The 1,759-nt window shown below is 39.0% G+C and carries 2 protein-coding genes and 1 pseudogene; all 3 read left to right on the forward strand.

The window, feature by feature from the left end; genetic code table 11:
• A partial coding sequence (locus tag DBR11_RS13485; protein ID WP_146186526.1) for an ABC transporter ATP-binding protein occupies positions 1-310 on the forward strand: 310 nt, incomplete at its 5' end.
• Between the two features lie 9 nt (positions 311-319).
• Complete coding sequence (locus DBR11_RS13490) at positions 320-1,558, forward strand: ABC transporter permease (protein WP_108553194.1); 1,239 nt, start codon at positions 320-322, stop codon at positions 1,556-1,558.
• 18 nt (positions 1,559-1,576) lie between these two features.
• Positions 1,577-1,759: pseudogene (locus DBR11_RS30160) on the forward strand (ABC transporter permease); the annotation flags it as partial.

Genomic DNA, 1,759 nt, shown 5'->3' on the forward strand with positions numbered 1-1,759 from the left:
GGATCTGGCTGCAGAGGCGCTGGAGAAGGTAGGTTTAAGTAACCGCCTGAAGCACTTCCCCTCACAGTTGTCTGGCGGGCAGCGGCAGCGGGTGGCGATAGCCCGGGCCATTGTTGGTAAACCTCAGATTATTCTGGCAGATGAACCTACAGGAAATCTGGACAGTGCAATGGGCAATGAGATCATGGATATTCTGATCAATTTAAACCGAAATGACGGTACGACTGTGGTGATGGTAACACATGATGAAAATATGGCAAATAAGACGCACCGCCTGGTTCGTTTATTTGATGGTTCTCAGGTTCAATAATTAAAGGTTATGCTTAAAAATTATTTTAAAATAGCCATTGTGGTACTGAAGAGAAGAAAGTTCTTCACTTTTGTGAGTTTGTTCGGAATCAGCTTTACATTGAGCATATTGATGGTTGGTACTGCATTTTTGGATAAGGTTGTTAGTCCTGATTATCCGGATTACAAAAGGGACAGATCTTTATATGTAGGATCTATGGAATTACAGAATTCTAAAGAGGGTTGGATGAATAGAAGTGATGTTTCTTTTTATTTCTTTGAGCACTATGTATCCAGGCTTAAAAATGTGGAAAAGATGGGAATTTCTTCTTATCCAAAGGCTTCCAATGCTTATGTGAACAATAAGAAGATCGTGATCAATTATAAATATACCAATGCGGATTACTGGAGGGTGCTGGAATATCGGTTTTTGGAAGGAAAGCCTTATTCTGAACAACAGATTCTTAATCGAGAACGTGTTGCAGTGATCTCTTTGGCCACTAAAAAAGCCTATTTTGGCGATGTGCCAAGTGTGGTTGGTCAATATATTTCTGCTGATGAGGTAAATTACAGGGTTATCGGTGTAGTAGCTAATGTGGCTAAAACGATGCGGAATTTTGCAGGAGATATGTTTTTGCCTTATACAGTATCTAAAGAAAATTATAATAAGCCAGATTTAATGGGGCCTTACAGTGCGGTACTATTGGCCAGGTCAAAAGCTGATGTTCCAAAGATGAAACTGGAATTTGATCAGATGATGAGGAAAGTTCCCATAGGAAATAAAGAGTTTGACCGGCTTTACTGCAACGCAGATTATTTTTTTGCCAGTATAACCAGACGGATTGCCGGAGATGGTAAGGATTCTGGGATTACCAGGGCGGTATCTGTTTTGGTTGCTTTTGTTATTTTGTTTTTGTTGCTCCCTACCATTAATCTGGTGAATATTAATATTACCCGGATTATGGAACGATCATCAGAAATTGGGGTACGGAAAGCTTTTGGTGCATCTTCCAGGACGCTGGTTTGTCAGTTTATCGTGGAAAATATGATCCTTACTTTTTTGGGAGGGCTATTGGGCTTACTTTTTTCTGCGTTGATCATTTATTTTTTCAATTCCTGGAACCTGATCGATAGTGTCAGGCTGTCTTTGAATTTCTCTGTGCTGATGTATAGTTTTTTAGCTTGTGTGTTTTTCGGTTTGATTTCCGGAGTTTATCCGGCCTGGCGTATGTCCCGGCTAAATGTTGTAAAGGCGTTAAAAGCGCAGTAAATTCTAAAAGATATTATTATGGTTAAGCATTTATTTAAATTAATATGGAATAAAAGGAGGCATAACTTTCTGTTCCTTTCTGAAATACTGGTTTCTTTCCTGGTTATTTTTGCTGTTTTTTCTTTCCTGGTATATTATTATCTGAATTATAGAAAACCGATGGGTTTAGCGTATGATCGGGTATGGGCTATTAACTATAAC

The sequence above is a fragment of the Pedobacter sp. HMWF019 genome (genome assembly GCF_003061025.1).
GTDB lineage: Bacteria > Bacteroidota > Bacteroidia > Sphingobacteriales > Sphingobacteriaceae > Pedobacter.

Coding starts and splice junctions, on each gene's coding strand:
- DBR11_RS13490 (WP_108553194.1), top strand. CDS start 320: ATGCTTAAAAATTATTTTAAAATAGCCATTGTGGTACTGAAGAGAAGA.